Source organism: Geomonas sp. RF6 (assembly GCF_021044625.1).
Lineage (GTDB): Bacteria > Desulfobacterota > Desulfuromonadia > Geobacterales > Geobacteraceae > RF6.
In genome coordinates this window covers 1450353-1473479 of record NZ_CP087999.1, presented here as the reverse complement: position 1 = coordinate 1473479, position 23127 = coordinate 1450353, and the positions used below count along the sequence as shown (strand labels likewise).

The window sequence follows — 23127 nt, the reverse complement described above, 5'->3', positions numbered from 1 at the left end:
GGCTTTCTGATGATCAGATGGGAATCTGACATGGCCACGGCACTCTCCCGGGCCAAGGAAGAGCACAGACCGGTGCTCCTCGATTTCTACAGCCCCGGTTGAATTGGCTGCCAACAGATGGATGCGGTTTCGTATCCCGACAATGCTGTAGCGCAGTTCATCACGGAAAAGGTTATTCCCCTGAGGGTGCCTGCAAACGCCCAGCCCCTCTCCTCCGACTTCAAGGTACAGTGGACGCCGACCTTGGTAATCCTCGACGAGAACGGCGAAGAGCACAACAGGACGGTGGGGTACCTGCCGCCTGAAGAACTTCTTGCCTCGCTGCTCCTGGGTATTTCCAAGGTCGCCTTCGACAACGGCAAGTACGACGACGCGGTAGTCCAGCTGAATACCCTCGGCATGCTCTATCCGAAGAGCGGCGCGGCGCCGGAGGCTCTCTATCTCAAAGGAGTGGCGAAGTTCAAGGCCACCCACGATGCGCAGCTCCTGAAGCAGACGTATGAGCAGCTCTCCAGCCAGTACCCCGACAGCGAGTGGACCCGCAGGGCGCTGCCGTACCGTCTCCTCTAGCACGTCATTGGCAACTGCACCCGCAGCGTATCTGCTTTACCCAGGGGGACGGCACAACCGTCCCCCTTTTTTTCGGAACATCCGGAAACCGTGGAACCTACAGTTAATATCCACCACACGTTCCCCCCTTTGCGAAGGGGGGACAGGGGGGATTTCCCTTTGCTAGGCCACAAGACCACCTAATTGGAACTGGGATACCTTTTGCGGAGGATCCTTGTACTACCTCTTCTACATACTGCTCGCCCTGGCGCTGGCCTTCTTCTCCATCGTCTCGGCCGGGCACGCCCTCATAAACAAGCGGGACCCGCGGTCGTCGGTGGGGTGGATCATTACCTGCCTCGTCTTCCCGCTCGTGGGGCCGCTCGCCTACTGGGGGATGGGGGTGAACAGGATCTACAGCAGGGCGAGACGCTGGCATCGCAGGGGGAAGCCGGCTCCCAGGCTCCAGCATCCGGAGGCTCCGCAGGTGGTGGCGCCGCTCCCCGAAGAGCTGCGCTTTCTGCGGGAGTTGCGGGTCCTTTCCGACCGGGTCGTGAGCTCACCGCTCTCGCCGGGGAACGCCATCGAGCCGCTGGAGAACGGGGAGGACGCCTATCCCGCGATGCTGGAGGCTATTGCGGCGGCAAAGCGCAGCGTCCACCTGTGCACCTATATCTTCGACGGGGATGAGACCGGCCGCCGCTTTGTACATGAATTGAAGGAGGCGGTACAGCGAGGCGTGGTGGTGCGGGTGATCGTGGACAGCCTGGGGGAAAAGTATTCGCGCACGACGGCAGCGGAGCTCCTGAAGGGGACGGGGGTGCGCTTTGCGAGGTTCCTCCCTCTGCGCCCAGGAGGGTATCTCAACCTGCGCAACCACAGGAAGATCCTGGTGGTGGACGGGACCCTCGGCTTCACCGGCGGGATGAACATCGGGGACCGGCACCTCTCAAGGAGCGGCGAGCGCTACGTCCGGGACCTCCATTTCCGGGTCGTCGGCCCGGTGGTGACGGATCTGGAAGCAACCTTTCTCGATGACTGGCGCTTTGCCACCGGCGAGTTGCTCCAGGCGCCCCTCTACCCGCAGGAACTCCCGGGAAGGGCCCTTGTGCGGGCGGTGAGCGACGGGCCGGACAAGGAGTTCCGCAAGCTCAACTGGATCATCCTCGGCGCCATCTCTTGCGCGAGGCAGAGGGTGATGATCGTCACCCCGTACTTCATCCCGGACCGGGCGCTGATCTCGGCGCTGGTGACCGCCGCGCTGCGAGGGGTGGCGGTCGTGCTGGTCCTTCCGGGCAAAAACAACCTCCCTTTCGTCCAGTGGGCGACTCGCGCCTACCTGTGGGAACTTTTGCAGCACGGAATCAGGGTCTACCTGCAGCCCCCACCCTTTGTGCACACGAAGTTCATGACCGTTGACGGCAGCTGGAGTCTCATCGGCAGCGCCAACCTCGACCCGCGCAGCCTGCGCCTCAATTTCGAGCTGAACCTCGAGGTGTACGACGTGAGATTCGCGCAGCTCCTGGAGCATCACTGCATCCAGGCGATGGCCGGATCGCACCAGACGACCCTCAAGGAGGTCGATTCGAGGCCCCTGCCAACGAAGCTGCGGGATGGCGCGGCGAAGCTCTTTTCCCCTTACCTGTGAAAATCCATTCTTTCGGAGGATGTAGGCCGGAATAAGCGTAGCGTTTCCGGCATTCGCTGCCGCGCGCGGGTGCGTCGGAGGTGGACTGCCGGGAACGCCTGGCGGCTTATCCCGGCCTAAGGGCTGTGCTGGAAAAGGCGGCGTCTCCACCCCATCCCCACCCTGTCCCTCCCCTTGAAAGGGAGGGGACGCGAGGATCCTGGCTGAGGTGCGGGACTGGCTGTAGAGGTGGTGCTTGCCGCGAAAAACACAGGAATTCTGCGACTCCGCCGGCGGGGCGTCCCTCCCCTTTCAAGGGGGAGGACAGGTGGGGGATGGGGTGCTGCGAATGCGGCAGCTACTCGAGGGCGGAGCTTCTTTCTTCGAACCTCACGTCTGTCGTGGTTCCGGCGGAAACGATTGCTCCGGCGCGGCGCCGGGCCACCTCGTGCGGCAGCGCAGACCCGTACATCGTCGCCTGATTCTTCCCGCGTTCCTTGCTCTGGTACACCGCGATGTCGGCGTTCGCCATCACTTCCTTCAGGGAGCTGCCGTCCTCGGGGAAGGAGGCGAGGCCGGCGGAGACGGTGCAGGTGAGCCGGTGCCCTTCGAAGAAGAAAGGTGTTGTCGCCATCGCATGTACTATCCTCTCTACGGCGGGGAAGATCTGGTGCTTGTCGTGCTCGCTGTAGAGGATGATGAATTCATCGCCGCCGAAGCGGGCGGCGACGTCGCATTCCCGGATGTTCTTCTCGATGATGCGCGCGGTCCACTTGATGAGTTCCGTACCCGCCATATGACCGAATCTGTCATTGATCCTTTTCAGGTTGTCGCTGTCGAGCATGCAGATGGCGAAAGCTTTGGAGTAACGCTTCGCCATCTTTTCCTGCTGCTCGGCGAGCGCATGGAAGCTGCGCATGTTGTGCAGGGAGGTGAGATCATCCGTGAGGGAGAGGCGCTCCACCTCCCGTCGCGCCCTGCCTGCTTCTCCCGCCAGGAGTGCCCCGAGATGTGTGATGAGGGCAAAGGAGACAAATTCCGGCAGGTGCCCCACTAGCGTCCGCGCCGCATCGTCCCCTTCGGTGGCGGCAAGAATGGCGCAGCACGATATGGAAAAGGCGGCCAGGAGGTAGCTGCTGCGCGCCCCCTGCGTCAGCGCTCCCGCCATCAATATCAGGTAGTTCAAGGGGTAAAATGGGCTCGCCGTCTTTCCCGTGAAGGAGCAGATGCCGGTCACAAAGAAAAGAAGGACGAAGAGGTCGAGGAGGGTGCGTGAGCGGCCGTTCTCCGGGGTGATCCGCATGAGCCCGGTCCCCCAGTAATAGGCGAGGAGGATGGCACAGCAGACGCAGGGAACACCCGCCTCACTCCCCGAGAGGGGGGAGACGGCGAGATCGAGGAGTGCCAGGGTGACGAGGAGATAGGAGACGGTGCCGAACGTCTTGTGGTAGCCGCTGTAGCGCGCCTGTACCTCATCTTTTGCCCACGACTGGTCTGGTATCACTCGATGCCCCTTTTGCGACGTGGCGGTGCAGAACCGCCTTCTAGACCATATCGGCAGCAGCAGGGGAAAGGTAAAGGGTGAAACGTCGGAAGCGGAGCTAGTGGGCTCCTCTTCTGACTGCGAGCAGGAGGCGGCACAGGAATGCGCAAACGAGGGCGAAGAAGTTCATCATGACGATGGTGGCGCCGCTCGGGAGGTTCATGACGAAGGAGAGGCTGATTCCCGCCACCACCGTGGCGACGCCGGTAAGACAGGCGAAGGCGATGGCGGTCTTGAACCCTTTGGCCAGCTGCAGGGCCGTCACCGCCGGAAGGATGAGGAGTGCGGAGATGAGCATGATCCCCACGACTTTCATGGCGAGCACGACGGTAAGTGCCGTCAGAAGGACCAGCACCGCGTTGATCCGCTCCGTGTTGATGCCGCTGCTTTTGGCGAGTTCCTCATCGAAGGTGCTGGCGAAAAGGTCGTTGTAGAAAACGACGACGCCGGTCATGACGATGGCGAAGAGGACGGCGGAGATGACGAGCTCGCTCTCGCTAATGGAGAGGATGTTGCCGAAGAGGTAGCTGAAGAGGTCAACGTTGAAGCCGCCGGCGACACTGGCGAGCATGACGCCGCTGGCAATCCCCACTGCCGAGACTATGCCGATGGCGGCGTCTCCGTAGATGCGCGCCTTTTCCGCGAGCTTCAGTATGCCGAGGGCGCAGATGAGGACGACCGGTATGATGGCGATGGTGGCGTGGAAGGAGCGCAGGCGCATGAAGAGGGCGAGCGCGACACTGCCGAAGGTGACGTGGGCGAGCCCGTCCCCTATCAGCGAGAGGCGGCGCAGCACGAGAAAGACGCCGAGGACGGAGCAGAGGATCGCGATGAGGGATCCGCCGATCAGCGCCCGCTGCATGAAGCCGTAGCTGAGCATTTCCGATATGTTCATTACCAACTTCCTTGTCCGCAGATGACGCAGATTTCGCAGATTATTAGAAACTCAAAACAGAATCTGCGTCAATCTGCGTCAGCTGCGGAGAATGTTTTTTAGTGCCGGTGACATACCAGGTGCTGCACGTGGGAGCCGAAGTAGTCGGTCATCTCCGTGGATCTGCAGAACTGGTCGAAGTCGCCGTAGAAGACGACGCGCTTGTCCAGATAGAGCATGTGCGAGGCATAGTTCCCTATCGTGGCGGTGTCGTGGGTGACAAGGAGCACGGAGGTGCGGTGTTCCCGGTTCATCTCATAGACGATCTTGTAGAAGCTCTCCCTCGTCTCAGGATCGAGCGCCGTGGTCGGCTCGTCCAGCACCAGGAGCTCCGGCTGGTTCACCAGCGCCCGTGCCAGGAGGACCCGCTGCCGCAACCCCCCGGAGAGCTCGCCGATCATCTTCCCGCGGATGTGGCCGATACCCATCCACTCCAGGGTGCGATTCACCGCATGATCGTCCTCGCGGCCGAAGCGCTTCGGAAAGCTTTTCACCGAGAGCCTCCCCAGCCGCACAACCTCGTTCACCGTCGCCGGGAAATGCGGGTTGAAAAACTGCAGACCCTGCGGCAGGTAGCCGATCCGTTCCCAGCGGCGAAACTTCACCTGCGGCGTGCCGAAGAGGGAGATCTCCCCCCGCTGCACCGGCAAGAGGCCGAGAATCGTCTTGATAAGGGTGCTCTTTCCGGAGCCGTTGGGGCCGCAGATCCCGATGTAGCTTCCGGGCTCGACGCTGAAGCTTACATCGCTGAACGCCGTGCTGCCATGGTAGCCGGCGGCGATCCCCTGCACCCTGAGTACGTCTGTTGTCATGGTATTCCTGTCTGAAGGCATTCAGTCTGCCCGACCGCCGGCGTTCCCGGAGGGGTGCTCTTCAAAAGCGGCATCCCCCTTTTCACTCATGCACTTGCCGCACAGTCCGTTGAACTGGACGATGTGGGAAAGGACCTTTCCACCGGTCCGGGCGGTGATCTCCCGCTCCATCGGCTCCAGTGTGCAGGACGGCAGATCCTCCACCTTCCTGCAGGAGAGGCAGACGAAGTGATGGTGATGGTCACGATTCGGGCAGAAGTAGTAGTAGAGCTGCCTGTTTGGATGGATGACCTTGCTGATGACCCCGCTTGCTGCCAGATCCTCCAGGTTTCTGTACACGGTGGGAAGTCCGATGCGGATGAAGCGTGGACGCAGCCGTTGCCAGAGCTCCTCCGGGCTTGCATACCGTTGCTCATCCTGGAGGGCTTCCAGAATGGCCACCCTCTTCGGCGTCGCCTTCATCTGGAGCGCTTTCAGCGTAGCCGCGTGTACATCGTCCATATTCGCCTCTAAATAGAAACGGTTTCCTTTTAGGATATCAAGAGAATCCTCTAAGTCAAGGTTAATCGCCGGACCGTTGACTACCTCCTGCAAGGAAATCGCTTTACCTCGGAGGTGTTGACGCCGATGACTTCACAGATCGGGTGGTGGGAGAGGGGCTAGGTGGTCCCGTAATTGCAGTGATAGAGACGGCTTGAGTTCCAGTTACTTGCGTCGCTGGTGCTCCGGCGCGATGTTCTTATATACTGTACAGGGAGAGACGGAGGATGGTGATGGGATCGAGCAACTGCAGGGATTACTTCCGACCGGGGATGCGGGCAAGAGTGGAAATAGGTCCGGGAGGAAATGGCTGTTTTGTGGAGTGGGCCGACGTCGTCACGGTTGACGACAGCCTCATTACTCTGCGGCTGTCACGCGACATGCTCCCGGATGGGCTCTCCTTCGAAGAGGGGCTCCCGGTCCTTGTCAGGGGAGGGGATGAGGGGAATGTGAAGGCGCTCGGCTTCAGCTGCGAGGCAATGGTTGTCTCCACCGCCCAGGGAGGAGAGGTGCAGGTGAGATTGACCGAAGAGGTGAAGCCGGATGAACTGCGGGAGTTTTACCGCCTGAACGCGGAGATCCCGGTCACCCTGTTCAATCTCAGCGCCGGCGGCGCCGATATCTTCGCCTGCGGAACGCCATCGGTTCAGGGGGTTGTTTCCCGCATAATCAACATAAGCGGCGGCGGCATCAGGACGGAGACGATGCTGGAGGCCGCCGACGGTGACATCGTGTATGCCACCTTCCATCTGCCGCTGCCGGAACCGAAGGCTGTACCGCTGGTGGCGCAGGTCGTCCATACCGAAACAATCGGGGCGGACGGCAACGAAAAGGTCTTCAGCACGGGGCTGCGCTATGTCCACATAAATGAGCGGGACCGCGACAGCATCGTGCGATACGTCTGCAACGAGGAGATCAGGAGAATCCGCCTCACCCGGAAGGAGTTTCTCTCCTTTCCTGACAAATAGTTGACGCCTGCGCCGTCAGATCACTGTCCCAAGTTCCTGCAAGAGCCGCTCGTTTTCGGAGCGGCTTCGCACCGCCACCCTGAAAAACCTGCTGTCCAGCCCCTCAAAATTTGAGCAGTCCCTGATGATGATCCCCTTGCGGACGAGTCTCGTCTGTAGCTCTGCAGCGCCCAGTCCGTTCTCGATGCACGCCAGGAGATAGTTCGGCGCCGACGGGAAAACCGTCAGCCACCCCAGCTGGTCCAGTCCACTCACAAGTAGAGCCCTCTCCCTTGTCACAAGCTCCCTTGTTGCCTTCTGGTATGGAGCGTCCGCAAGCGAAGCGATTCCGGCAAGCTGCGCTGCCGTGTTCACGCTCCACGGCGGCTGCAGCGCTGCCAGGCGCGAGATCGTGGCGGCGGTGCCGACGGCGTACCCAAGCCTCAGGCCGGGGATGGCGAAGAATTTCGTCATCGAGCGAAGCAGCAAGCCCCCGGGAAAATCCTTCATGACCCCTTTCGCAGATTCCTCCTCGCAGAAGTCGATAAATGCCTCATCGATGACGGCAAAGGTGCCGGTCGATTCGCACACCCTCAGCACCTCCTCGATCGCCTCTTTGGGCAAGAGCGTCCCCGTCGGGTTCCCCGGGTTGCACAGAAAGAGGAGTTGGTAGCCGCGCGATAGGGTCTGCGCGAGCTCCGGGATAGACAGCGAGAAGCCCGAATCGCTCGTCAGGGTGAAGTAGTCGCATTCCCAGCCGTTGCGGGCGAGGGCGGAGGCGTATTCCGAAAAGGCAGGGGCGACGACGAGGGCGCGGCGGCCGCTGACGAGCCTGGGGATCAGGTGAATGAGCTCCGTTGATCCGTTGCCGATGGCGATGCTTTCGCAGGGGACGCCGTGGTAGGCGGAGAGGCTGGCGGTGAGGTCGCAGGCGGAGTTGTCGGGGTAGTGCAGGAGCCTGTCGAAGGAGGAAAGGATCGCCTCCCGCACCCCCGGCGCCGGTCCGAGAGGATTGATGCTGGCGGAGAAATCGATCACCTCTTCCGGAATCACTCCGAGGGAGCGGGCGATTGCGAAGATGTTGCCGCCGTGAGCGTATGCTGACATAGATCCTCTAGCACCCTCACGTCCCCTCCCTTTTCGAGCGGAGGGACAGGGTGGGGATGGGGTTGAAGGTTGGCCCCTTGAACCGGGGAGTCGATGTAGGCCGGGATAAGCCGTCAGGCGTTCCCGGCAGTCCACTTTAGACGCAGCCGCAAGCAGCAAATGCCGGAAACGCTATCGCTTATTCCGGCCTACAAAGTCACCGCGTCTGACACGGCGCCCTCCCCCTAAGTTCAACGGACAGGGTGGGGACTGGGTTGAAGTTGGCCCTTGAAAATGGGGAGTCCATGTAGGCCGGGATAAGCCGGCAGGCGTTCCCGGCAGTCCACCACAGACGCAGCCGAAATCAGCAAATGCCGGAAACGCTATCGCTTATTCCGGCCCACAATGGAGCGCGCCCGATACGATCAGAATCCGAGCATGACCTTGAAGATAAGGTAGCTTCCCACCATGACCCCCTCGCTGCAGTACATGAGCTTTACCGCCCCGTGGTAGGCAGCAGGGGTGAGGGGGACGAGAGCCTCCCCTATCGTCGGCTTCTCCATAACCTTCCCAAAATAGGTGTTTGTCCCTCCGAGCTGCACCCGCAGGGCGCCGGCCGCCGCGGCCTCCGGGAAGCCACTGTTGGGCGAGGAATGGCTGTGGCAGTCCCTCAGGAGGATCTCCTTCGCACCGCTGCCGTCGAGGCTGCAAAGGTGTGCCGAGGCAACCATGAGGAAACCGGTGAGCCGCGCCGGAATGTAGTTCGCCAGGTCGTCGAAGCGTGCGGAGGCCCAACCGAAGTGGAGATAACGCTCATTTTTGTACCCGACCATGGAGTCGAGGGTGTTGACGGCCTTGTAGGCGAGGGCGAGTGGAGCTCCGCCGAGCATGAGGTAGAAGAGGGGCGCGATAACGCCGTCGCCGGTATTTTCCGCCACAGTCTCAACGGTGGCTCGCAGCACCTCCCCCTCATCGAGCTGCGCCGTCTCGCGCCCGACGATGTAGGAAAGCCAGTGCCGCGCCGCCCCCAGGTCTCCGCTCTCGATTGCCCGCGTTACCTTCGCCGATTCCTGGTGCAGCGAGCGCGCCGCGAGACAGGTCCAGGCGAGGTATATCTCCACGACATAGCCGAGGTAGCGGGATACGGCATAGGCCCCTTTTATGATGCAGTCGGCGGCGAGGTAGGTGAGAGTAACCGTGGCCACCAGCAGGATGATCCCGCCGGTCTTCTGATTCGCCACCCGCTGTCGCAGGAAGCGCTCGAAGCCGGAGATGAAGCGGCCGATGCCGGCGACCGGGTGCGGCAGAGAGCGCGGGTCCCCCAGCAGGAGATCGATGATTACAGCACAGAGAAGCAATGTAGCGTCAAGTGGAAGAGGATTATTCACGCCAGTACTCGTTTCATGGCAGATTCAGGCAACCGGAAAGCCGCCGTCTCATCCTTCCGCCTCCCTTTAGGGGAGGTTTCCGGGTAGTCCGGGGGAGCCGTACTATGTTTGAACAAGGATCGCACGAGGCCTCGCGTCCCCCCCTTTGCGAAGGGGGGACAGGGGGGATTTGACTTGGCCAGTGCGCAACTGCTGTGGTCTCAAGCAATTTCTTTGATTCCACTTTGCAAAAAATTCGTGGTGCCTATGTCGTCAGAGTGCCGCAGCACTGCGGTTCGACGACCGAGATGTACTGTTAAACGGGCTGCGGTTCTAGAGGAGACTTGAAGATCAAATCCCCCCTGCCCCCCCTTCGCAAAGGGGGGAACGTTGGGCCTTCTGCAGCGCTTCGTGGCAATGTACCCACGCTCCCCGGGAATTCTCCGGATGAACCTTCCGCAATGGTGGCCGTCCCGACCCTATACCTATTTCAGCTGTTCCGTTCGTACCTTCAGGCGCTTCCTTCGAACGGCAGCCCGCAGATCGCGAAGATCCGCTCCATGTCGAGGTGCTTCTCCATATGGTCCGCCAGGAGGTCGAACGGCTCGACGACTGGAACTGCCTGCCGCTGCTCGGAGAGCCCGCGCTTGCGCCGCAGCTGGTTCAGAAACGCGGTGCGGAAATCGTCGTTGTCGAAGATGCCGTGCACATAGGTGCCAAAGACGCGTCCATCTGCTGAGACGGCGCCGTCGAGGACCTCTACCGCTGCTCCCGAACGGGCGGTGATCGCCGCAAACGGCTCCGCCTCCGGGCCGAGCACGGTGTGCCCCATGTGGATCTCGTACCCCGAAAGCTCCGCTCCCCCTGCGGGAGAGACTGCCAGCGCTGCGGAGGTCGGGCGTGCCACCACCTGGTGCGTCTCCTTCTCCTCCAGCATCGTCGTCTCTGCATCGAGAAGCCCAAGACCCGCTGCCTCCCTAATGCCGCACTCGACACCGTGCGGATCGAAGACCCGTCTCCCGAGCATCTGGTATCCGCCGCATATTCCTGCGATGGCACCCTTGAAGCGCTTGATGGGGTCGAAGAAGCCGCGCTCCGTCAGGAAGAAGAGGTCGGCGATGGTCGACTTCGTTCCGGGCAGGATCAGAAGGTCGAGGGTGTCCAGCAGCTTCGGGTTGTCCAGGTAGCAAAGCTCGACATCCGGTTCCCGCTCCAGTGCATCGAAATCGGTGTAGTTGGAGATCCTGGAGAGGCGCAGCACGCCGATGCGCAGCTTGTCCGCGGAACCCTTCGAGGAGGTATTTTTCTTCTGCAGTGCGACGCTGTCCTCCTCCGGAAGAGAAAACCCGGTAAACCAGGGGAGGACGCCGAGGATCGGGAGCCCCGTGCGGCGCTCGACCTCTTCTATCCCCGACGTCAGCAGGCTGGCGTCGCCGCGGAACTTGTTGATGATTACCCCTTTTACCCGGGCCCGCTCCTTCGGCTCCAGGAGCTCTACGGTCCCAACGATCTGCGCAAAGACGCCGCCGCGGTCGATGTCGGCGATGAGGATGGCCGGAGCGTCCGCCATCTCGGCGATCTTTAGGTTGGCGATGTCGTGCCGGCGCAGGTTGATCTCGGCGATGCTCCCGGCTCCCTCCATCACGATGAAGGCAAAGCGCGACTTCAGTCGCTGGTAGCTCTCCCGCACTTTCTCGAACGCCTGCGGCTTGTAGCTGTTGTACTCCTTCACCCCCATGTTCGCCACGACCCGCCCCTGCACGATGACCTGGCTGCCGGTCTCCGAGTTCGGCTTCAAAAGGACGGGGTTCATGTCGGTGTGCGGCGCAATGCGGCACGCCTCGGCCTGCACCGCCTGGGCGCGGCCGATCTCTCCCCCCTCGGGGGTGACGGCGGAATTGAGCGCCATGTTCTGCGACTTGAACGGAGCGACGGAGATGCCGCGCCTCTTGAGGATCCGGCAGAATCCTGCGGCGAGAACGCTCTTCCCCACGTCGGAGCCGGTGCCGCAGAACATCACTGCCTGCGGCGGAATGGCGGCAGCGCGGGCGCGCGGCTCCCTGCGGACCGTGCTCGACTCCACGTCGTAGCCGCGCGGGGTGATCATCCTGCCGTCCTGGGAGATCCTGGTGGCGGAGTTGCCGATGATGACGATGGAAAACATGTCGATGGGGTGGCCAAGCATCTCGTCGAGGGTGGTGACGACCTTCTCCTCACCGGCGCGGCAGGCGTTGCGGACGATACCGACGGGGACGTCCCCTCCGCGGGCTGACCGGAGAATTCCCGCGGCCTCCTCGATCTGGGTGGTTCTCCCCTTGCTGCGCGGATTGTAGAGCGCAACCACGAAGTCGGCGTCCGCCGCGGCGCGCAGCCTCTTCCTGATCGTATCCATGGGGGTGAGGAGGTCGGAAAGGGAGATAACGGCAAAATCGTGCATGAGGGGCGCGCCGAGGACGGAAGCGGCCGCCTGCACCGCGGAAACTCCCGGGACTACCACAACTTCCACATTGTCGAACGCTGCAGCGTCTTCGGCGAGCTCGAGCGCGAGCCCCGCCATGCCGTAGATGCCGGCGTCACCGCTGGAGACGAGGGCAACGTCCCTCCCGGAGGCGGCGATCCGCAGCGACTCGAGGCAACGCTCGACCTCCCGCATCATTCCGGAGGAGACGACTTCTTTCCCGGCGAGCAGGGGGGCGATGAAGTGAAGGTAGGTCTGGTACCCGACAATGACCTGGGAGTGCTCGATCGCCTGGCGCGCCTCGAGGGTCATGTGATTGAGGCCGCCGGGGCCGATCCCTACAACGTGCAGTTTTGACATTGAAACCTCGAGAACCATTGCCGGAAACGCTCGCGCTTATTCCGGCCTACATTGCATCTCATCTTGCTACTATCTACTTCACCGCGATGGCGAGGGTCACGTTCCCGCTCTTTACCTTGTTGAGGAGGAGCCTCCCTCCCCCTGCCGCCAGTATCGCGGCCGGTTCGGCGACACCCTGCGCGCCTATTGCCACCAAGGCATGCTCGGAGGGAGGGGAGGGGACCGCTACCGCATTGAGTTCATGGGGCTCGAAGGTCTCGAGCGGAATCGCTGCCGCCGAGGCGAAAGCGAGGAGCCCCGGCTCGTCTCCCTTGGCACTCGCGGTGGCGATGCACCCGACGCTTTTCATGGAGAGAGAAAGCTCGGAGAGCTTCTGGTGAACCACTGCTCCAATTTCGGCGGCGGAGGTGCCCCTGTTGCAGCCGATTCCGAGGGTGAGATCCATCGGGCGCAGGATCAGCAGCCGCTCGGTGGGGAGCTCCGGAGGAGGCGTCTGGTTCGTCACCCACAGGCACCCGCTGGCGCCGCTGGCGCAGGCGTCTTCAACGGTGGCGTGGAAGCTCAGTGCGCCTTTCCCGCCAAAATAGCTCCGGATCTCTTCCTCCCGGCCGGCGACTGCGATCTCCTTCCCCTCGAGGAGAAGGGCATTCAGGACCTTTACCTTGGAGAGGTCATCGATAACCCACCCCTTCTCCTTTGCCAGCATGTCGAAGGAAGGGAGGCCGTTGGCGTCGGTGGCGGTAGTGACGACCGGGATGCTCCCGGCAAGCGCCGCGCACCTTTCAGCCAGGGCATTGGCGCCGCCGAGGTGCCCCGAGAGGAGCGATACCGCGAAGCGCCCGGCATCGTCCAGCACCACCACCGCCGGGTCGCACTCCTTCGACTTCAGAAGGGGCGCCACTGAGCGCACGACGATGCCGGTAGCCATGATGAAAACGAGCCCTGCGTACTGATGCCAGAGCCGCTCGACGAGTGCCGGTACCCTTTCACAAAAAGGAGTTGCCCCCGGGCAGGCATGCTTGTCTATCACAAAAAGGGCGCTTTCGGGGAGCCCGTTGCGCAGGAGGGAGCCGAGGCGTGCACCGTTGGCGGTTATGGCAATTATGGCGATCATCATCTCTCCGCGGCCGCAGCAACTTGGCGCCACAGGTGGCCATTGCGCTGGAGCGCAGGCATCTTCCCTGCGTTGGCGGGGCAGCCGCCATCGTCTCACCCCGTAGCGGCGACCCCGGAATGCCTTAGGCTACAATCCCTTCCCGGCACCCGTGGCTGAATTCCTTGTCGTACAGGAGCGACTTTGCGCGGAGTCCATCGGTGCGGGCGGAAAGGACGTCGCCGACCATGATGAGCGCCTGCTTGTAAATGCCTGCCTCCTGCACCTTCGCGGCTATATCCCCGAGCGTCCCTTCCACGATCTGCTCGTCCGGCCACGAAACCTTCGCAAGGACCGCCACCGGTGTTTCCTCGGTGTACGCCCCCTCGAGGAGTTCCTCGACCACGCGCTCTATCATGGAGACGGAAAGGTAGATGACGAGGGTCGCGCCGATCCTTGCGATTTCCCGCAGCTTCTCGCGCTCCGGCACCGGTGTGCGTCCTGCCAGGCGGGTGATGATAACCGTCTGCGAAACCTCGGGAAGGGTAAGCTCCTGCTTCAGCGCGGCGGCGCCGGCAAATGCGCTCGTGACGCCGGGGACCACCTCGTATTCGATCCCCAGCATCTCCAGCTCCGCCATCTGCTCCTGGATCGCGCCATAGATGGAGGGGTCGCCGGTATGGAGCCGCACCGCCTTTTCGCCTGCAAAGACCGCCTCGGCAAGCGCCCGCGTCGTCTCGTCCAGGTTCATACCTGCGGAGTCGTAGATCCGGGCATCGGGGGCGTAGGTCTTCACCAGCTCGAGATCCACGAGGCTCCCGGCGTACACGACCACGTCCGCCTCCTTGAGGAGACGCGCCCCCTTCACGGTGATGAGCTCGGGATCGCCCGGCCCGGCGCCGACGAAATGAACTTTGTGTGTGGTCATGCTGCAGTGCCTTTCATCTTTTTTGCGGTTGTTGATTACGCCATACCTTCTTCCCATCCGGCCTCGGAGGAAACAGGTGCTCATACGTCCCCTCCCTTTCAAGGGGAGGGACAGGGTGGGGATGGGGTAGAAGTTGTGTCCTCCCCCTTGAAAGGGGAGGGACGTACTGCGGGAGGAAGAAGTCGCGTGACCACACCTCAAGCTCGCCCGGAGAACCCTGAGTCTCCAAACGTTTGGAGCGCCGCCCGGTATCCTCATCGGGCGGCGCTCCGGGTGAAACTGCCTCAGGGCTCCTCGGGGAGTTGAGGCAAGCCCTGCAGGTGGCCGAGGAATCGTTCCTCGTTGAACGGCTTGTTTTCCTTCAGCACGTTGAGCATTTCCAGGCGTATCACCTGTGCCAGGAGGAGCTTGGCATCCTCAACGGAAAATCCCTCAGCAGTCAGCCGCTCCAAGGTCTCTTTGCTTTCCGGGGGCTGGTTCGTGCTTAATTGGTTCTCGACGACCTGAAGCAGCATGGCGCTGATTCCGGGACGGTCCTTCACGTATTCTGCAGCTGTCGGCATACGATCTCCTTGTACTTCACCGCTTCACGCCGCCGGCGTCGCCAGGCGGCCCCCCTCCTGCTTCTTTACGATCAACATGGAAAGGTAATCGAGCTTTTTCCCTACCAGGCTCTCCAGATCGAAGATGATCTCCTCATCGCTTGAGCCGACGCGGCGTACGAAGACTCCGCACTTCTCGCGCCCCAGCTCCTTCAGCACGGCGTACACCCGGTCAAAGACCCGGTTCACCTTCATGAGAACCACCGTGTCGAACTGCTGCAGGGTCCTCTTCAGCTCCTCGTCCTCATAGGTGGCGGGGAGGACGGCGATCCGTTCCGCCGCCATGGCAAGGGGGAATCCGGCGGCCGTGGAGGCGGCGTTGATACTGGAAATTCCCGGCACCACGTCTATCTGCATCTCGGGATACTTCGCGAGGATGATGCGGTGGATATAGAGGTAGGTGGAGTAAAGGAATGGATCCCCTATGGTGATAAAGGCAACTTTCTTCCCCTGTCGCACCCGTGCGGCGACCTGGTCGGCGGCTTCCTCCCAGAAGGGGTCGAGACCTTCCTGGTTCTTCTTCATCGGAAAGACCTGCACCAGTACTTCCTGGCGCTCCCGGTCGATGAATTCCTCCACGATGGAAAGGGCGTAGCTGCTCGCTTCTGCCGCTCCCGTGGGGGCGCAGATGACGTCTGCCTCCCGAATCACCCGCTCAGCCTTTCTCGTCACCAGCTCCGGATCGCCCGGTCCCACCCCGACTGCGAAAATCTGCGCCACTACTCTTCCCCTTTCCAGGCCGAGATGACGTAGACCGGGTTGTGGGCCGCGAACATCTTGTACTCTGTGAGCCCGCGGGTCTTGGAGATATTGACGCAGGTGACCTCGACGGTATAGCCGTGGTCCTCAAGGAACTCGACGGACTTGGTGAGGGTGTCGAGGGTAACGGCGTTGAGAACGATGACCCCTTCCGGCTTCAGCCGCTTGTCGACGGCCTCGATGATCTCTTCCAGCATCCCGCCCGATCCGCCGATAAAGACACGGTCCGGGTCGGGGAGGTCCTCCAGTCCGTCCGGAGCGTACGCCTCGATCACCATGACGTTGCGGGCAACGAACTTGGCGAGGTTGTCCTTCAGGAAGGTGAGGTACTGCGGATTCTTCTCCAGCGCGAAGATGCGCCCGTTGGGCATGAGGTTTCCCGCCTCGATGGAGACGGAGCCGCTTCCGGCGCCGATGTCCCACAGGACCAGGTCGTCCTGGATCTGGAGCTTGCCGAGCGTTACCGCGCGGACCTCTTCCTTGGTGATGAGCTTTTTGGCGGTGGAGAACTCCTCGTCACGGATCCCCATGACCGGGAAGTGCTGCAGGTTCGCCTCCCAGCTCCTGATGAGAATGAGGATATTGAGCGGCGATGCGGATATCTCGGTGAGCCCCCGGACCGTCGTCTTGGTGAAGCGCTCGGAGAGAAGGCCCAGGTCCTCGCAAAGCCATGCATCGTACCCTTCCGCGCCGCGGGCGATGAGGGCCTTCGCGATCTGCGCCGGCGTGTTCACCGGGTCGGTGAGGATCGCCACCTTTTCGGAGGCGATGATCCTGTCCAGCGCCCGGCTGATCCCCCTGCCGTGCACGGAGACGAATGCCGCGTCGTCCCACGGCTCCTTGATGCGGGCGAAGGCGTACTGCACGCTGGTAACGTTCGGGTAGATCTCGATCCGTTCCTTCGGGAGGTTTCTGAGCAGAAAACGCGCGACGCCGAAAAAGTTCGGGTCCCCTGAGCCGAGGACAACGGTGCGCCTGGTGGTCGTTTTCAGGTACTCCAGCATCGCCGAGAGGTCGTCCATGGAGCGTTTTTCGCCGGGGAAATCGGGAAATATTTCCAGCAGGCGCTTGTGCCCGATCAGGACCTCGGCGCTGTTGATGACGTCGAGCGCCTGTTTGCCGAAGCCTTCCCACCCTTCGATGCCGGCGCCGACCAAGAAGATTTTCTGCTGTTCCATTGTTTCCCTCGATTGCATGTCATCCCCCAGGGCGGGGGAGGGGGCACAGTCGGTGCCTTTGGCGGCTTTTCTCCGACCCGCTCCCGTTAAGGAAGACGGGATGTTATCCGTAAAAGAGCGCCTCGCCATGGTAGCCGACCATGAGGACGGTGGCGGAGAGCTCGGGGGCGAGCCGCTTCACCTGGGCCGCCGCCTTCTCGCAGACGAGCGCCACCAGCTTCTGGTCATTCCCCGACTCCTCCAGGAGGTGCCGGGCGGTGTTGGCGCGGGCAGCAACCTCTGCCAGGTGCTCCAGCCCGGCTGTTTCCGCAAGCCACCCCGCGACGGTGGAAAGGTCCATGGTGGAGGCGGAGACGTGGGTCTGTTCGTGCCCGCAGCCGATCTTCACCAGCTTGGCGAACTGTCCTGCGACGACGACTCCCTCCATCCCTTTCTGCGCGCAACTCCGGACTGCGTAGCCGAAGTGGTCCCCCATCATGATGAAGGATTCGGCCATCGGCTTAAGGGTCTGCTCCAGGTGGCGCTGGGCCGCCATTTCAGAGGTCCTGCCGGTGGAGAGGATGGCCTGTCGCGCGCCGCAGGCAACGGCGACGCTAACGGCGGCGTCGAGCGTGTCGGTCCAGGCCTTGGTGGAGATCGGCTTCACGATTCCGGTGGTGCCGAGGATGGAGAGCCCCCCGACGATGCCGAGTCGCTCGTTCAGCGTTTTCTTCGCCAGCTCCTCGCCATTGGGGATGCTGACGGTGATGGTAAGGGTCGCCGGGACGCAGCGGAGTGCAAACACTTCCTTGATGACCTCCAGGATCATCTTGCGCGGTACCGGGTTGATCGCCCACTCACCGACGGGGACCGCGAGCCCGGGCTTCGTGATCCGCCCGATGCCGGTCCCCCCCTGGATGACCAGGCGGTGCTCGGTGAAAAATGCTATCTTCACGTGCGCGTGAATCTCCGCGCCGTGGGTGACGTCCGGGTCGTCCCCGGCGTCCTTCACCACGTAGCAGGAGGCGCTGTCTTCGTCTATGCGCCCCCCCTGCAGGCGGAAACGGGCCGTTTCGCCGCAGGGAAGCGTCAGCTGTACCTCTTCGACGGGACCCTGGTCCCGCAACATCTGACACGCGCCCTTTACCGCAGCCGCAGCGCAGCTACCGGTGGTGTACCCGTGTCGAAGGTTTCTGGGGGTCATAGCTCATAGATCCTGTGCTGCCGAGGGATGAATTACAGGAAAACCGGGCACTCTCAATGGAACAAAACGGTGTTAGCTGCGACACGCACTGATATACAACGCCAGCCAATAAATGGCAACTTCTATCGCCCGTGAGCGAGGATCAAAAGGGCGTTCATGACCGCCGCGGCGACATTGGAACCCCCTTTTCGCCCCCGGTTGGTGATGAAGGGGAGCTCGGGGAAGTCGCGGGAGAGCTCCAGGAGCGCTTCCTTGCTCTCCGCCGCCCCCACGAAACCGACCGGAAGCCCGACCACGAGGGATGGCCTCACCCCTTCCTCCCGCACCAGGCGGATCAGCTCGAAAAGGGCTGTCGGGGCGTTTCCGATGAGGAAGATCCCGTTTGCCGGGTCGGCGGCTCCCTTGCGCATGGCCATGATGGAGCGGGTGATCCCCTGCTCCTTCGCCGCGCGTGCCACCTCGGGATCGGCCACAAAGCATGAAGTGCTGCTGCCAAAGGGTGCCAGCCGCGCCTTGCTGAGGCCGGCGAGGATCATGGTGGTGTCGCTCACTATCCCCTTTCCGTCCTTCAGGGCGGCGATGGCGCTGTCGATGGCGTTTGCGGAGATACACATGCTCCGGGCGTAGTCGAAGTCCGCGCTGGTGTGAATGGCGCGGCGCACGATCGGCCACTCACTCGCGTTCCACCGGTGCGCCCCTGCTTCAGCCTCGATGATCCGGAAGGATTCCGCCTCGATCTCCTCCGGGGGGAGGTGCACCGACATCAGTACCACTTCTCCTCGGTGAGAGTCTGGGCGATCCGCTCCACCACGATCTCCGCAAGCTTCGGGTGGGTCCCCAGGTGCTTGCCGAGCACCATCTCGATCTCGGGGTAGCGGGTGCGGGCGACCTCCAGCTCCTCCGGGAGGTCCTCCAGCACGTGCGCTCCCATGGAGAGGAAATAGGGGACGAGGAGGATGCGCTTTGCCCCCTGCTCGACGCAGCGGTCGACGCCGATCTGGATGTTTGGCTGGTGCTGTTCGCGGAATGCGACCTCCACGACCTCGTAGCCGGTAAGGGTCTTCACCCGCGCCGCGATCTCGCGTGCCGAGTCGTTGGCCTCCGGAATCCTGCTGCCGTGGGCCATCAGTAAGATTGCAGTTTTCATCAGTGCTCCTCTTGTTGTTCTAAGCTGTCGGACGAGTCGGACGAGTCGGACTGGTCGGACTGGTCGGACTGGTCGGACGATATTCTAAGCCCACTGCCTCTGGTACTCCGCCAGAAGCTTCTCCACCTCGCGACGCGCGGGAGCTTTCTGAGGGCCCACAGCAACGAGGTTTAGCCGCGCCGGCTCGAAGAGCTCCCGTGCCGTCGCCTTGATCTGACCGGCCCCGATCCCTTCCACCTCGGCGTGGTCCTCCTCCAGGGAGCGCACCATTTCCATGAGCTCCCCCCAGCCGTAGCGCACCTGCATCTCGTAGGTCGAATCGCGGCTGTACTCGAGGTCGTAGAAGTATCCTTCCCTGACCCGCTGCAACTCCTCTTCCCCTACCTCCTCGACGGAAAGGGCCCTTACCTGTCTCAGTACCTCTGCCACGGCAACGGGGAGGTTCTCAGGCGCGGTGGCGAGCTCGATGGAAAATGCACCGGTCTCGTGGTAGGCGGAGATGGAGGCGTCGACGGAGTAGACGATGCCGAGCTTTTCCCTGAGCGCGAGGTGCAGGCGCGAGCAGCCGCCGCCACAGAGGATCCTGCGGATCAGCCGGAGCGGCATCATCCTCTTGTCCGGACGGGCAAAGCCGCGAAAGGCGATGTGCAGGTTCACCTGGCTGTCGGAGTCCTTCACGAAGAGGGAGCGCGGCGCGTCCTGGGCCTCGGAGGCTGCCACGGATACTTCCGGAGCCGGCCCCTTCCAGTCGCCGAACGACTTCTGGCAGGCGTCGAAGAAGCTTTCGGGCTCCACCTGTCCTGCGACGACGATGAGGCCGTTTTGCGGCACGTAGTGGCGGGCCAGGTGCTCCCTCAGGTCCGACTCCCGGATGTCCTGAATGGTGTCGAGATAGCCGATGGTGGGCATCCCGAGCGAGTGCCCGGGCCACAGGAGCCTGCTGGAGAGGTTGTGCGGATTTGTCTCCTCGCCGCGCTCGTTGATGTCTTCCAGCGCCTCTTCCGTGATGATCTTCTTTTCGATCTCGATCCCGGTGAGGGCGGGACGCAGAAGCATGGAGGAGAAGAGCTCGATACCGCGGGGAATGCGAGAGGGGTGGATCCGGGAGAAATAGCAGGTGGTCTCTTCGTCGGTGGCGGCGTTCACGCTCCCGCCGATCGCCTCAAAGGCGACCTCCAACTCGAGGTTGGTGGCAAACTCGCTCGTGCCGCGAAAGAGCATGTGCTCGAGGAAGTGGGAGATCCCGGCCTTTGCCGGCGGGTCGTTGCGCCCCCCGACCTTCAGGTAGACGGCCATCTCCGCACTGTGCAGGTGCGGCATTTCCACCGCCACCAGGCGCAGGCCGTTGGAGAGAACCTTTTTGCGGCAGGCCAGCATCAAACCTCCATCAGAAGAGCGCCTTCCCCTGCAGGGTCAGCCAGGCGACCGCGGCGTACCGCCCCAGCTTTCCGGCAAAGACGAGAAGGGAAAAACGCAGAAATTTCACGCGCAACACGCCGCCGACGAGGCAGAGCGGGTCGCCCACAACAGGGAGCCAGGAAAAGAGAAGAGAGTAGGCACCGAAGCGCTCGTAGAAGCGATGCGCCTTCCCCCTCTTTTCCTCATTAAGCCCGAGTACCCGCTCCGTCAGGAACGGGCCTCCGTAGATACCGATCCAGTAGGTGGTTAGTGCGCCGAGGTAGTTACCGGCACAGGCGACGGCGACGGCAACGACGGGGTCCTTCTTCACCAGGAGCAGGGCTACCAGAAGCCATTCCGATCCGATCGGGAGAAGGGTGGCGGCGAGAAAACTCATGAGAAACAGGGACGAAAACCCGTGACTTAATAGCACTTCTCGCATGTTCGTCAAATTAACGGAAAGGCCCCCGATTGTCAAACAACTTGATAGTCAGTGTCAGGCACTTTTTCCTTGACAAGCAGTCACCAAAGTGGCAGAAACTGAATCCATGAACAACACTGGCTACTTTTCCTTTTTTAACTTCTACTTTTGGTGCGGCTTTTACTTTAGCCGTTTCCCCGGTAGAGGTGTAATTTAAGGGTAGCAGACCAAAATTACCAACCGAAGCCGGGGCGGAGCGACTCCCCCCCTTTGGTTGACAGCAATAGTTTCAAAAAGGGCCGGGGGGGAATCTTCCGGCCCTTTCGCGTTTCGGAACCAAACGGGAGGGTTCAGATGATCGTGGTCATGAAGTCGGGAGCATCGAAGAAGGACAGGGACGAGGTAACGAAGCGGATCAAGGAGCTCGGGTATCGCCCCCACATCATTCACGGCACCACCCGCGACGTCATCGGCGCGGTCGGCGACGAGAGGGGCAAAAGCGTCCTGCAGTCGATCGAGTCGATGCAGGGGGTCGAAAGCGTCGTGCCGATCCTGCAGCCGTACAAGCTCGCCTCCAAGGAGGTGAAGAAGGAGAGCCTGGTGCCTATCACCGACACCCTTGCCATCGGCGGGAAGGAGATCATCGTGATGGCCGGACCATGTTCGGTCGAGAGCGAGGCGCAGATCATCGAATCGGCGAAGGCGGTGAAGGAGGCCGGCGCCCAGATGCTGCGCGGCGGCGCCTTCAAGCCCCGCACCTCTCCCTACTCCTTCCAGGGGCTCGAAGAGGAAGGTCTGAAACTCCTCGCGAAGGCGCGCGAGGTGACCGGGCTTCCGTTCGTGACGGAGGTCATCAACCCCGAGACCGTCGACCTCGTCGCCTCCTACGCCGACATGCTGCAGATCGGCGCCCGCAACTCCCAGAACTTCGCACTGCTGAAGAAGGTTGGCCAGATCAAGAAGCCGATCCTTTTGAAGCGCGGCATGTCCATGACGATCCAGGAGTTCCTGATGAGCGCCGAGTACATCATGAGCGAAGGGAACCAGTCCGTCATCCTCTGCGAGCGCGGCATCAGGACCTTTGAGACGGCGACGAGGAATACGCTCGACCTTTCCGCCATCCCGGTGCTGAAGACGAAGACTCACCTCCCGGTGGTGATCGACCCCTCGCACGGCACGGGGAACTACCACTACGTCGCCCCCATGGCATTCGCCGCGGTCGCAGGGGGAGCGGACGGGCTCATGATAGAAGTGCACCCCGATCCGGAGCGCGCCTCCTCCGACGGGCCCCAGTCCCTGAAGCCGAAGCACTTCAAGACGCTTATGGAAAAGCTGAGGCTCTTTGCCGACGCGGCGGATCGCACCCTGTAACTAATTCGGGCGCCGCACCCCATCCCCTCCCTGTCCCTCCCCTTGAAAGGGAGGGGACGCGGGGGGAGCGGCGCCCTCGGAGTGCAGCGGCATCAGCGGATCGGGAGGCTCGCAAAACGAGCCCTCCCGCTCGCCCGAGCGCAGGCATTTTGCCTGCGTTGGCGTCGCAGCCGCCACAAGAACACGGCAAGACACCTGAGCGATGTGATGGTACTATTGGCCAATCCCAATTTGAGGAGGCGGCCATGCGTATCGTCATTTGCATGCTCTTTATCCTTTCTCTCCTGTGGGCAGCACCCGGCACCGCAGAGGTCCGGGGAGTGGCGGAGACGGAGGTGCTGCACGACTTCGAGCAGATCCTCGATCTCTGGCGCGACGGGAAATACGCCGAACTCTATGAGCGGACGGACGCGGGTAGCCAGGGGAAAGAGACCTTTGCGAAGAAACTCGCCTCCGCGCCGCGGCGCCCGGCCTGCTGCTGGGAAAAGATGCAGGACGTGCGGGTCTCGGTGAAGAATGACCGCGCAGCCGTCGTGCATGTACGCCTCGGACTCGAAGGGGAAGTCCCCGGTGTCGAATACGTGACGAAGGCGGTGAAGCTCAAGAAGGAAGAGGGGACGTGGGTGATTTCGCAGAGTGAGCTTTACTCCCTGGCGAACGTCTCCAAGAAGAAAGCACGATACAAGTACCTCCCGGCGCGCGAGAAATAGCCTCGGCGAACTGTAGGTAAATGTAGGCCGGGATAAGCCGGAGGCGTTCCCGGCATTACTGCGTGCGACCAGCTTATGCCGGAAACGCTCCGCTTATTCCGGCCTACATAGCGA

Annotated in this window: 23 protein-coding genes; 6 read left to right on the top strand and 17 right to left on the bottom strand. The window is 62.1% G+C overall.

From position 1 onward, the window contains the following. Positions 1-9 precede the first annotated feature (9 nt). The 3 genes from LPW11_RS06340 (at position 10) to cls (ending at position 2197) form a co-directional block, all read left to right on the top strand. Positions 10-102: a thioredoxin family protein gene (locus LPW11_RS06340; protein ID WP_230997288.1), complete on the top strand. Its 93-nt coding sequence runs from the start codon at positions 10-12 to the stop codon at positions 100-102. Positions 103-117: 15 nt separating this feature from the next. Further along, on the top strand, positions 118-570 hold the full coding sequence (locus LPW11_RS06335; RefSeq protein ID WP_230997287.1) for a thioredoxin fold domain-containing protein: 453 nt from the start codon (positions 118-120) through the stop codon (positions 568-570). Between the two features lie 214 nt (positions 571-784). Then, positions 785-2197 (top strand): cardiolipin synthase, encoded by a 1413-nt coding sequence (gene cls / locus LPW11_RS06330; RefSeq protein ID WP_230997286.1) that lies wholly within the window; start codon positions 785-787, stop codon positions 2195-2197. 337 nt (positions 2198-2534) lie between these two features. Here cls and LPW11_RS06325 read toward each other — a convergent pair whose 3' ends face one another. From LPW11_RS06325 to LPW11_RS06310, 4 genes are all read right to left on the bottom strand, one after another. Next, positions 2535-3680, bottom strand: coding sequence for a GGDEF domain-containing protein (locus LPW11_RS06325; RefSeq protein ID WP_230997285.1), 1146 nt, complete (start codon positions 3678-3680; stop codon positions 2535-2537). Positions 3681-3777: 97 nt separating this feature from the next. Beyond that, positions 3778-4614 (bottom strand): metal ABC transporter permease, encoded by an 837-nt coding sequence (locus tag LPW11_RS06320; protein ID WP_230997284.1) that lies wholly within the window; start codon positions 4612-4614, stop codon positions 3778-3780. Between the two features lie 98 nt (positions 4615-4712). Beyond that, complete coding sequence (locus tag LPW11_RS06315; protein WP_230997283.1) at positions 4713-5465, bottom strand: metal ABC transporter ATP-binding protein; 753 nt, start codon at positions 5463-5465, stop codon at positions 4713-4715. A gap of 21 nt (positions 5466-5486) precedes the next feature. Beyond that, positions 5487-5966: a Fur family transcriptional regulator gene (locus LPW11_RS06310; protein ID WP_230997282.1), complete on the bottom strand. Its 480-nt coding sequence runs from the start codon at positions 5964-5966 to the stop codon at positions 5487-5489. Positions 5967-6238: 272 nt separating this feature from the next. Between LPW11_RS06310 and LPW11_RS06305 the strand changes: the two genes are divergently transcribed. Continuing rightward, on the top strand, positions 6239-6973 hold the full coding sequence (locus LPW11_RS06305; protein WP_230997281.1) for a PilZ-like domain-containing protein: 735 nt from the start codon (positions 6239-6241) through the stop codon (positions 6971-6973). A gap of 15 nt (positions 6974-6988) precedes the next feature. Here LPW11_RS06305 and cobD read toward each other — a convergent pair whose 3' ends face one another. The 13 genes from cobD to LPW11_RS06240 all read right to left on the bottom strand — a co-directional run bounded on the left by cobD (position 6989) and on the right by LPW11_RS06240 (position 20953). Beyond that, positions 6989-8059: a threonine-phosphate decarboxylase CobD gene (gene cobD, locus LPW11_RS06300; protein ID WP_230997280.1), complete on the bottom strand. Its 1071-nt coding sequence runs from the start codon at positions 8057-8059 to the stop codon at positions 6989-6991. 404 nt (positions 8060-8463) lie between these two features. After that, a complete protein-coding gene (gene cbiB, locus LPW11_RS06295; protein ID WP_230997279.1) occupies positions 8464-9426 on the bottom strand; it encodes an adenosylcobinamide-phosphate synthase CbiB in 963 nt (320 codons plus the stop codon). A gap of 490 nt (positions 9427-9916) precedes the next feature. Continuing rightward, a complete protein-coding gene (locus LPW11_RS06290; RefSeq protein ID WP_230997278.1) occupies positions 9917-12223 on the bottom strand; it encodes a cobyric acid synthase in 2307 nt (768 codons plus the stop codon). A gap of 73 nt (positions 12224-12296) precedes the next feature. Further along, positions 12297-13337 (bottom strand): cobalt-precorrin 5A hydrolase, encoded by a 1041-nt coding sequence (locus tag LPW11_RS06285; RefSeq protein ID WP_331001603.1) that lies wholly within the window; start codon positions 13335-13337, stop codon positions 12297-12299. 124 nt (positions 13338-13461) lie between these two features. Then, positions 13462-14244, bottom strand: a complete 783-nt coding sequence (gene cobM, locus LPW11_RS06280; RefSeq protein ID WP_230997276.1) for a precorrin-4 C(11)-methyltransferase — start codon at positions 14242-14244, stop codon at positions 13462-13464. A 284-nt stretch (positions 14245-14528) separates the two neighbouring features. Then, entirely contained in the window at positions 14529-14807 is a 279-nt protein-coding gene (locus LPW11_RS06275; RefSeq protein ID WP_230997275.1) for a hypothetical protein, read from the bottom strand. 24 nt (positions 14808-14831) lie between these two features. Beyond that, a complete protein-coding gene (cobI, locus tag LPW11_RS06270) occupies positions 14832-15566 on the bottom strand; it encodes a precorrin-2 C(20)-methyltransferase (protein WP_230997274.1) in 735 nt (244 codons plus the stop codon). Continuing rightward, positions 15566-16783: a precorrin-6y C5,15-methyltransferase (decarboxylating) subunit CbiE gene (gene cbiE / locus LPW11_RS06265; RefSeq protein WP_230997273.1), complete on the bottom strand. Its 1218-nt coding sequence runs from the start codon at positions 16781-16783 to the stop codon at positions 15566-15568. Before cbiE ends, cobI begins: the two co-directional genes overlap by 1 nt. Positions 16784-16886: 103 nt before the next feature. Then, the gene (locus tag LPW11_RS06260) at positions 16887-17966 is read right to left on the bottom strand and encodes a cobalt-precorrin-5B (C(1))-methyltransferase (protein WP_230997272.1); all 1080 of its coding nucleotides are present in this window, start codon (positions 17964-17966) and stop codon (positions 16887-16889) included. Positions 17967-18088: 122 nt separating this feature from the next. Continuing rightward, entirely contained in the window at positions 18089-18730 is a 642-nt protein-coding gene (locus LPW11_RS06255; RefSeq protein WP_230997271.1) for a precorrin-8X methylmutase, read from the bottom strand. After that, the gene (locus LPW11_RS06250) at positions 18730-19113 is read right to left on the bottom strand and encodes a sirohydrochlorin chelatase (protein ID WP_230997270.1); all 384 of its coding nucleotides are present in this window, start codon (positions 19111-19113) and stop codon (positions 18730-18732) included. The genes LPW11_RS06255 and LPW11_RS06250 overlap by 1 nt, the downstream gene beginning before the upstream one ends. A gap of 84 nt (positions 19114-19197) precedes the next feature. After that, on the bottom strand, positions 19198-20490 hold the full coding sequence (locus tag LPW11_RS06245) for a M16 family metallopeptidase (RefSeq protein WP_230997269.1): 1293 nt from the start codon (positions 20488-20490) through the stop codon (positions 19198-19200). A gap of 10 nt (positions 20491-20500) precedes the next feature. Further along, a complete protein-coding gene (locus LPW11_RS06240) occupies positions 20501-20953 on the bottom strand; it encodes a YqaA family protein (protein ID WP_230998254.1) in 453 nt (150 codons plus the stop codon). Positions 20954-21286: 333 nt separating this feature from the next. Between LPW11_RS06240 and aroF the strand changes: the two genes are divergently transcribed. Both aroF and LPW11_RS06230 read left to right on the top strand, forming a co-directional pair. After that, complete coding sequence (gene aroF, locus LPW11_RS06235; RefSeq protein WP_230997268.1) at positions 21287-22303, top strand: 3-deoxy-7-phosphoheptulonate synthase; 1017 nt, start codon at positions 21287-21289, stop codon at positions 22301-22303. A 245-nt stretch (positions 22304-22548) separates the two neighbouring features. Further along, positions 22549-23013 carry a hypothetical protein gene (locus tag LPW11_RS06230; protein WP_230997267.1) on the top strand — a complete coding sequence of 155 codons (465 nt, stop codon included), beginning with the start codon at positions 22549-22551 and terminating at the stop codon, positions 23011-23013. Positions 23014-23127: the final 114 nt, after the last annotated feature.